This is a genomic window from Desulfosarcina sp. (assembly GCF_041551955.1).
Classification (GTDB): domain Bacteria; phylum Desulfobacterota; class Desulfobacteria; order Desulfobacterales; family Desulfosarcinaceae; genus Desulfosarcina.
This window is the reverse complement of record NZ_JBFELV010000175.1, coordinates 1-9,513: the sequence shown is the minus strand read 5'-3', so window position 1 is coordinate 9,513 and position 9,513 is coordinate 1. Positions and strand designations below refer to the sequence as shown.

Annotated in this window: 5 protein-coding genes; all 5 read right to left on the bottom strand. The window is 57.8% G+C overall.

Translation table 11 applies throughout. From position 1 onward, the window contains the following. A partial coding sequence (locus ABYV26_RS13990; RefSeq protein ID WP_372681971.1) for a PKD domain-containing protein occupies positions 1–1,383 on the bottom strand: 1,383 nt, incomplete at its 3' end. A 643-nt stretch (positions 1,384–2,026) separates the two neighbouring features. Then, a complete protein-coding gene (locus ABYV26_RS13985) occupies positions 2,027–4,774 on the bottom strand; it encodes an MtrB/PioB family decaheme-associated outer membrane protein (RefSeq protein WP_372681970.1) in 2,748 nt (915 codons plus the stop codon). A gap of 34 nt (positions 4,775–4,808) precedes the next feature. Further along, positions 4,809–5,738, bottom strand: a complete 930-nt coding sequence (locus tag ABYV26_RS13980; protein WP_372681969.1) for a DmsE family decaheme c-type cytochrome — start codon at positions 5,736–5,738, stop codon at positions 4,809–4,811. A 5-nt stretch (positions 5,739–5,743) separates the two neighbouring features. Next, positions 5,744–7,351, bottom strand: a complete 1,608-nt coding sequence (locus tag ABYV26_RS13975; RefSeq protein WP_372681968.1) for a choice-of-anchor U domain-containing protein — start codon at positions 7,349–7,351, stop codon at positions 5,744–5,746. Between the two features lie 112 nt (positions 7,352–7,463). Beyond that, positions 7,464–9,257 carry a cytochrome c3 family protein gene (locus ABYV26_RS13970; protein WP_372681967.1) on the bottom strand — a complete coding sequence of 598 codons (1,794 nt, stop codon included), beginning with the start codon at positions 9,255–9,257 and terminating at the stop codon, positions 7,464–7,466. Positions 9,258–9,513 lie beyond the last annotated feature (256 nt).

Below are 9,513 nucleotides of genomic sequence, written 5' to 3'. Positions count from 1 at the left end.
CGCCTCTTCGACCACCGGCGCCTCTTCAACCACCGGCGCCTCTTCGACCACTGGGGTCTCCTCAACCACCGGCGTCTCTTCGACAGGCGGCGGGGTGGCGCCATTGACCAAAATCTCACATGTGTCCGTGGCTTGCAGCTGGCCGTCCGTAACCGTCAATTCAAATACCAGGGTTTCACTGGCTCCGTCCGCTATAGCCGGGGCCGTAAACGCCGGTTTGATGGCACCCGGAGCGGAAAAGGTGACAGATGGACCGACGGTCTGCTTCCAGGTGTAGGCAGTGTCGGGATCGAGGTCGGTGTCGGGATCGTGGGAACCCGAGGCATCCAGCACGACTTCATCGCCTGCTGCCACCGTCTGGTCGGCACCGGCATTGGCTACCGGGACCTGGTTGATATTGGTCAGGTTAACCACGACACGATCGGTGGCCTTCAACCCGCCGTCATCGGTGACGGTCAGTTCAAAGGTCAACGATTCACCATTGGCCCCCACCTCGGCTACGGTAAATTCGGGCGTCGCCGTACTCCAACCAATCAGATCGGCAATCACGCCACTGGTATCCACTTGAGCCCAAGAATAGGTCGCAATACCGTCATCAACGCCATTCGAAGCAGCACCATCCAAGGTGACTGGTGTACCTTCGGCAACGGTTCGATCGTCACCGGCATTGGCCACCGGTGCGATATTGACCCAGGAAACGTTGACGATGGTTGTATCCGTGTCGGTTGCCTCCCCATCGGAAACGGTCAGGCGGAAGGTCAAGGCCGCCCCGCCAGGCCCCACGTCAGGCGTGCTGAAAGTCGGCGCTATGGCCGTAGGGTCAGAGATAGCCACGGTTCCGGGAGCGGGAACTTGTTCCCAGAGGTAGCTGACGATACCGTTGTCGCTGTCATCGGAGTTGGAGCCGTCCAGGGTGACGGCGACCCCCTCTTTCACCGTTTGGTTGGGGCCGGCATCGGCGACCGGCGGAGTGTTGGTGACGATCAAAATTTTGACTGCATCGGATGCGGCAGCAGACACGATGTCCAGGGAGTCTTTGGCCCAGGCATACAAAGTCTGCAGGCCATCGGATGCAAACGTGAATGAATTGGGGGGCGACGACTGCCACCCCGGAGCACCTGCATCCGGTGCACTGTTAGCTGTGGTGACCATATAACCGGAAATCCTGGCCAGGCTGGACTTTTGTGGATCGGTGTCCGTGGCGGTGAACCCGGTGATGGGAACGGTCAGCGAACCATGAGATTCCGGGAGGTCAAAATTTTTTACAACCGGAACGCCGTGGCACGACCCACAGTTGGAGCCAAAATTCGGTTTGGCAAACGTATTGCCCGAAAGAGCAAGGGAAAGAAAACCGACCAACAAACCATAAATGTACTTTTTCATTATAAACACCTTTCCGATCCATTTCAGTAGATCGACGCGCACCAATTGGTCCTTTAAAAGTTCATGGATGATGCGTAATTGTCTTTCTCTCCTAAAAAATCGATTTCTTTTTTTGATCACCTTCTGATTGTGTTTTTCATAAGCTGCCGGCGCTTTAGCGATTGTTTCTGCAGAAGTAACAGCAACCATCATACCAAATTAATTTTAAATATATTTCCAGCATGTTATAAATATTTTTACGCGACACTTGCCAGAACTGTGCACATAGGTGCAATTTATTGTAGACATTATTATGTTCAGATGATTGGCGATGCTAGCCGGCGGGGAAAATACTACTCAAAGCGACTGAAGACGGCTGTTTATCAGAAAAAAAGGGGTGTCGTTGGAGGGGGTCCTGCGGCTATTGGTGCGCCACAAGGATTGGGATTGTCACCCACATTGAGCGATTGTCGAGCTTGCCGCAGAACCAAGGGAGCTGACATTCCGCTATCGTGGACGATGCGGGGGGGTCGGCTGACACCGGTTATGCGGTGAGATCGGCAATCCCAACGGGTTTCAAATTTTCAAGATCGGTAAACCGCAAAAGCAAAGCATACCGACCCATTATGGTATCTGTAAAAAATCGAAACGCTCAGTTTGGGTGTCAGTGATACCGGAAGGTGATCCGGGTGTAGATCACATGGGCATCATAATCCTGGGGCAGGGTTCCCGCCAGCAGCGCTCCCTGGTAGTTGCCGGCGGTATCCGTGGGGACATAGGAAAAACCCTCGGCCGCAAAGTCCGAATAGTCGAACTTCTCCCACAGATAGCCAACGGCCACATCGAAGTCCAGGGAGGTGTTGTGGTAAACGAGTTTGGTGTTGAGCATGTGGGTCTTGGTGTCGTCCACGGCCGAAAAATCGTCGAAGGATCCGGCCGGGCTTGAGAATTCGAGATTCCCGTCAAAATCGCTGAAAGCATAGATCAGATCCAGGTCCAGAAGGTCCCGAATCAATGCCAGCTTGAAACCGCCGCCGAGGGTGTCAACCAGGTCTTGGCCCTCCGCGGTCCAGTCAAAATCCGTCACACCGCCATTTTGCCGGGCGCGCTGCTCGTTCTGATAAATTTCGTGGGTATAAAAGAGGTTCAAGGTCAGCCGCTCGCCCAGTGTGTAGTCGGTGTCGAATGAGAAGACATAGCGGTTGTCCTCGATCAGTCCGTATGGCGAATTGTGGAAATCATCGGTGCCATAGGCCACCGAGCCACTCAGGGCCAGGGCATCCGTGGGGTAGACCGTGGCCAGGAATTCGACAAAATCCCTGGTCAGATCAGCCTGGTCGTATTTTCGCAATTGCGGGAGTTGCGCCAAATCCTGGCCGCCGTCAAGATACACGTCGTAGCGGTAATCACCGATGTCCCGTTCGGTGCGCGCGTATGACGTGCGAAGGTCCAGCCAATCCAGGGCGCGGGTATCCAGCGACGCTTTCATGATGTGATCTTCCTGCTCGGCAACTTCGCGGTTGGTCCGATCGGTTTTCTCATATTGATAACCCAGGGTCAGGTTGGATCGCGTGAATACATCGAACCCGACATCCGCCCCGGCCTGGGTCTGGGTGTAGCTGGTGGGCAGATTCCGGATCGCCGTCGCAACAGGAGCGTCATCGGTTTCGACATAGCCGTCGGGAAAATCGATCACCCCGGTCCGGTTGTCATAGTCGTAATAGCGAAAGCTGCCTTTGACGCGCATGAAGGATAGCGGCTTGGAGGTAAAGCGGAATTTATAGAGCGATGTGTCCACCCGGGCATCCACCCGCTCGGCCGGCAGGGCGGGTGCAGTGATGGCGGTGTTGCTGGTGAACGGCACCAGTGCGTCATCCTGAGTCATACGGCCCCACGCCGCACTGGCGGTAATCTGGCTGCGCCAGGGCAGGTGGGTCAGGGCGCCGTTGACATTCAGGTTATGATACTGGTTGTCCGGCGCCAGATCGGTGGTTCCGTTGGATGGACCGCCGACGGCATCGGTCGCCCGCAGGGGATTGTCGAAACGCAGCGTGTCCTCGTTGTTCTTGAACTGGGAGTACTGATAAGCCACGTTCAGGAGAAAAGGCGCCAGGGCGTATTCGCCGATGATCTTCATATCCGTGGTGTCGTAATCGACCGGCTCGAAAAGCTCTACCATTTGGGAACTATTGAATGCGCCGGCAAAGGGCCGGGTGCCTTCACGCTTTTCGTTGGCCAGGTCGACCCGCAGGGTAAAGGGGTCGAATGCCAGCAGGTTGATACCGAGCTTGCGCTGGTCCCGCGTAACATCCGGGTCTCCAGTAACGGCGCTGGCCAGGTAGCCGTCGAGCCGGCTGGCCACTTCGCCGGCATTGGGTGCGGACTGGATGTCGGCCTGCAGGTTGTCGTCGAGGGTCATGTATCCCGAACCGACGCCGGAAAAGAGTGTCCGTGCATCGTAGCCATAGCGGTGGATAATCTTGTCCCAGGTGGCATCGATGCCAAACTTGCCATAGCGACCGCCTTCAGCCCCGACCCACTGGTCATCCTGACCGATGCCCTCGGCCTTGCCACGCAGGTAATAGTCCCGGTCCTTTTCGACATCGATGGTCGCGTTGCCGGAAACCGGCGCGGTGATGTCCCGATACTCCTCGAACTTGGCGGAGTCGCCCTCTCGATCGGCCGACCGCAGGATCAGGCTGGCCTCGCCGGAAACCACCAGCTGGGATTCTTCAGGAGCTGTCTCCATTTCCGCTGCGGCAGCCGGTTCATCTGGCTCAACCGCCGACTGGGCGTAGACGGCCGGCATGTCGGCAGAGGCGGCGGAAGCGACATCGCCCCGATTTTCAATGGGTTCCGTGACTGCTGCCGCCACCGGTACGGCGGCAAACGCGGCTGCTGAAACGACCCTGGCGAACGCAGGTTGCGGGACTGGCGATGGGGCGACCTCGGTGGCGGGTGCAGCGGCGGACGCTTTCGTCGCCGGGAGTTCGGCATAAATGTCCAAGACGAGCCGGTAGTCCTTGCCTGCGTTCGACGCTGAGGGAATCATCATGGACTTGACCCGTGCCCCCGGGGCTTTGAACGACAACCGAATTTCCGTCTGGTGCTCTGCTTCGCGCAATTCGATTCGGTCCACCGCGCCGCCCAACCTGCCGGAGATCTGATCGAGGGCGGGAATGACCTCAAGGCCTGCATAGCGAAGGGAGATGAAGTCGGTTTGGGCAGGACCCACGACTTCAGGCGCTTTGCCGCTGCAGTCAAAGACGATCCGCGTGTATGCCGGATGAAGGCCTTCGCGGATGTTGTTGATCGTGGTCTCGGATGCCATGGCGGTAGGCGGCAGGATCAGGAAACAGACCATTATCAGCACAACCAAGCGGCAAGGGGTCGTTGAAAGCACTCTCTTCATGGTTCAGTCCTCTGCATGATTCCGTATACAGCCATCAGCGGGCCAGGCTCTTACCGGATGGATGGTTGCTGCCGTGGACGGCCACATGACAGTTCAGGCACGACCGGTAGAAGACCCGGTTATTGAGCACCCGGTAGACCGATTGGCCGGCGTCAACACTGCGTCGCGCACCCAGTTCGCTGGGATGGGCGGCATTGGAATGGCACCGCTGGCACAGGTATGGCGTCCTGGCGTTCAAGAGCGCATGGTGAGAAGAACCATGGGGAGTGTGACAGCTCAGGCAGTCTTCCACCACCGGCGGGTGGTCCCATAAAAAAGGTCCCCTGAGATCCGCATGGCACTCGAAGCACTTGGCGTTGGCGGATTGGGCGTCAACCAGCTTGTCTGCGATAGTCCCGTGTGCGTTGTGGCAGTCCGAGCATTTCATTTTCCCCTCCCGGATGGGATGGTGGGACTGGCGCAGCAATTCGGCCCGGATGCGCTTGTGGCACTGCCGGCAGGTTTCTTCCTGGCTTGGGTAGGCGAGGTTGTTGGCGTAGTTGTTGTGGGTGCTGTGGCAGCTGGTGCACGAGAGGCTGCGCCCCTCGTGCTCACTGCCGTGCCACAGCGCCTGGCCACCCTTGGAATGGCACTGCAGGCAGGCGGCATTGTTGACCGCAGTGCCGTCCGCCGAATCAGCCTTGAGAGAACGGATGCCGCCTTCACCGTCCGCATCCGCGTGTTCGGACCCGGGTCCATGGCAGGACTCACAGCCCATCTGGGCTTCCGGCGTACGCGGGTCCGCCGCAATGCCATGCCGGTTTTTCAAATAACTGTCGTAGTATTCCTCATGACACGACATGCAAGTCTCGGCCCCCACATACGATCTGTCAGCAGCTTGGGCGGCAGCCCGGGTCGAAAACGTTGTCTGGAACAGCAGGGTGGCAGCAACCATGCAGATCAACGTCAGCCGTCGCGTCTTCATTCGATTTATCTCCTGGTCGTTAAGCGCAAACCTCCTGCGGCAAGGAACATAAACAGGGGCGCTGCCATGGATTTAAACAGGCGGAACCATTCGATAGCATCGTCAGCGGCGTTGATAAAACAACCGCCGCCACTGCTGCCGAAGCTGTTGGACCCTACGGATATCGAAGATGACAGGCCCGAGGCAAGCCCACCCGGATCGCTGATCACAAGGGGGGTTGGGTCGTCATCGAAATCGCCGTTGTCGGTAATATGGATGGTCACCTGCGTGCGGTCGGCATTGAACACGGCGCCGTCACCGGTGCCGTTGCTGATCACATCCCGGCTGAAATCGAACCAGCCGTCGGCATCGGTGTACTTGAACCATTTATACCCCGCCGGTGCCGGAGATGGCAGGTAAATGGTGACCGATGGGCTGGCCGGATCGGCTACCGTCAGCGTGAAATCAATGAATCCATACATGGCATCCTTCGGCTGCCGTGAACCACCGGCCACCTCCTGGATGCCCAGCGGGACAAAGCGGGTGCAGGCATTGGCACCGGTGTTCCCGATGCCGATGGGCTGGCCGTCCGCCGAGTAAGTCGAAAGGACACCCGGTATGCCGTCGAAATCGGTGATGCCGTTATCGTCCACGGTAACGCGGACCTCGGCGCTGTCCTGGGCGCCATCGCCATCCGTCACGGTCAACTGAAAGGTCAATATGGCGCCGTTGAGGCCCACCACGGGGGTGATGAAAGAGATCTGAATGTCGAAGGGGTCGGAAATATCCACTGCTGACGGATCGTTGGGATCGATGGCCGCACCGCCGGTACCGTTTAGCTGCAGCCAGGCATAGTTAAAGATTCCCAGGTCGTCGCTGGAGCCGCCACCGTCCAATGTGACGGTTTCTCCTTCGACCACCGCCTGGTCCATGCCCGCCGACGCCAGGGGCGGTTGGTTCACCCGGCCCTGGCTGGCGGTGGTGTCCACCTGGGCGCTGGCCGCGGTGGACACATTACCGGCCGCATCCTTGGCCCAGGCGTAGAGAGTGGAAATGCCGGCGGAAGCAAAGGAATACTGGGTCGGTGCACCGGCAGTCCAGCCCGCATCACCGGCTGACGGACTTACAGCGGATTCTTTGAGCAGGTAACCGGTGACGCCGACATCGTCGGTGGCCGTCAAGCTGGAGATGGCGACCGTGAGGGTGGAAGCGGTAGCCGGCAGGCTGAAGGCGGTGATGGTGGGGGCATGGGTATCTGCCGGAAAATCCGTGGCGTCCCCGGGAAAGGTGCCGGCGTTGAATTCCGCCTGGTTGGTGAACAGGTCAAGATCCGAATCCATGGCATCCAACCCGCTGCGTAATATGGGATAGCCGTCGCCCCTGTGGCACGTGTTGCAATCACCCATATTCCCCTGATGTTTACTGGCAAATTTTGACCGGTGAATGGGGTCTAAATAATCGTCGCCGTATGGATTCATGGCCAGGTTGCTGTTCGATACGTGGCAGGTCTGACATTGATCGAACGGCGCCGAAAATTGGCTGGTAATGAACGACCAGGCGTGAACCGAAACGGTCGATGGGATTAAAATGAGAAGGGTCAAAACCGGAATCAGGTGGATCTTTGATCGGCTCATTTTTTTCTCTCGCACCTCTGTTCGGGTTGCGGTTGATCTGCTGGCAGCCTGTTTGGCGTCCACGCCGGACCGCCTGTTTCAGCGATACCGGCGTAGTGCCAATCTCGATCGATTACCGCTCGGGTCTGGAGAAGGTGTGACAGCGGTTGCAGTCCACATTCTCCTTGCGAACGTGTTTATCGTGGATTTTTGTAAAGCCTTGGTTGTCCTCTGAGCCATGGCACTGGGTGCAAACCGATGACTGGCTGCCCTTGAGCTGGTAGCCCAGTTCCCCTTGCAGATCGATACGGTCGATGCTGCCGTGGCAGTCCGCGCACTGCAGGGCATTGGCCGCCGGACTGATCCCGTGGTTGAGCATCCCGTGGGTGTCGGTCAGGACCCATTCGTAGGGTTCGTCGGCCGGGTAGCCCATGGCGGTAAGGCCCTGTTGGATTGCCGCATCCGCGTTGCCCGTTCCCTTGAGGTATTCAAAGGTGTTCAGGGCGATCAGGCGGTGGTCGGCCCGTGTTTTGGGTTGCATGGCGGTCTTGTATTTAAACGGATACAGCTTGCCGCTGGTAACCGATCCCAAGGGGGTCGACGTCGGCCAAGTGTCTGTGTCCCCATTGTAAGTGCGGCTGGCATCGTCTCCCAGAAGTGCGTTATCGCTCTTACGATCCCAGAATCGGTATTCCGGGGTCAAATTGGCAACCTTTTCAGTATATGGATGACCGGGCAAAGCCGAGGCGTCAGCCGGGCTGCCGTCGTGGTGGGTTCGCCAGTCACGATAGGTTTCCGTGGCCACCTTGGCGTATTCAGGGATGTGGCATGTCTGACAGGCCACCCGGGCCACGTGGTCGTTGTTCTTGGCCGTGTCATGGCCATTCGGGGAGTTCTTGTCGGTGTGGCAGGTCAGGCAGCTGATTTCCGAGCCTCGTGCCAGGTCGTCGGTGGGGCGCAGGTCCGACCCTTTGCCGATCACCTTGTGTTTGTCGAACACGTGACAGGATTGGCATTCAAGATCGGCACCGGCGCTGTTCATGTGAACGTCGAAGCTGCGGTCGGCATTGGTGATGGTGGCCCTGGAGAGATCGCCGCGCTTGACCCCGTCGCCGCCGCCGGCGGTGGCATGACAGGTCAGGCAGTTGGCGCGCGTGGGCCGGTGGACATTTCGCACCATGCTGTCATCGGGCTGGGCAACCCCCATGGATCCGTCGGAAAGGCGGGTGCGCTGGGCGGCATAGTCGTCGTTGTGACACATCAGGCAATCGATATTTTCCAGATCGTTGCCCGCCGCGTCAGGTCGCTGGCCGCGGCCCACGTGACAGCTGCCGCACACGGGCCAGTTCCCTTCGATGTTGATGCAGTAGCTGTTGACGGCATTGGTCAGCTTGCCCTGGCGTTGGCCGGCGCCATTGGTCATGTCCGGCGCCTCGCCTAGCCACTGGTAATGGGTGGTCTGCATCATCTCGCCGGCCTGTTCGGTATGGCAGGCAAGGCAGTTGCCGGGATAGGCGCCATAGGTGAGATTGGCATGGGGATCCCCTCCCGTGCCAACGCCATCGCCGGAAGGCCCGGGGGGGGCCCCGTAAAAACTTCTTAATAGACCAAAATCGGCGAGATCCACACTGCCATTGCCATTGAGGTCTGCATCGGGATCACCAGTGCCATAGGCAGCTCTGAACATACCGAAGTCTATGAGATCGACTTTGCCGTCATTGTTCAGATCCGGGTCGCACAGGTTACCGAACCCATCGCCATTACTATCCCTTTGATCTGAATTGGCACTCATCAGGCAATTATCGGAAGCATCCGGCACCCCGTCGCCATCGGTATCTACGTCTGCCCACGCCGTCGACACACTGAAAATCAGACATGCCGCCATTGAAACGATAATAAGCCTTCCACTGCCATTTTTGTAAGCCATTTCCTTCCTCCGGTTGTACATTTAGATCGCAAACTCCCTTAGGATCGATGCCGGCAGCATTAAATGTATTGGATTAAAAAGTATATCGGCCGGCTTGTCTAATACCTTGAGCCTCTATACAAAATTAATACCAGATCACATAAACCACTTCGGGGGGCTGCCTGGAGAAAGGTTCGATTTTAATTTTAACGTATCGTAATTATATTTTTATTTTCATATTGAGCAGCGAATAAAAAGTGGGTTGACTGAATCGAGG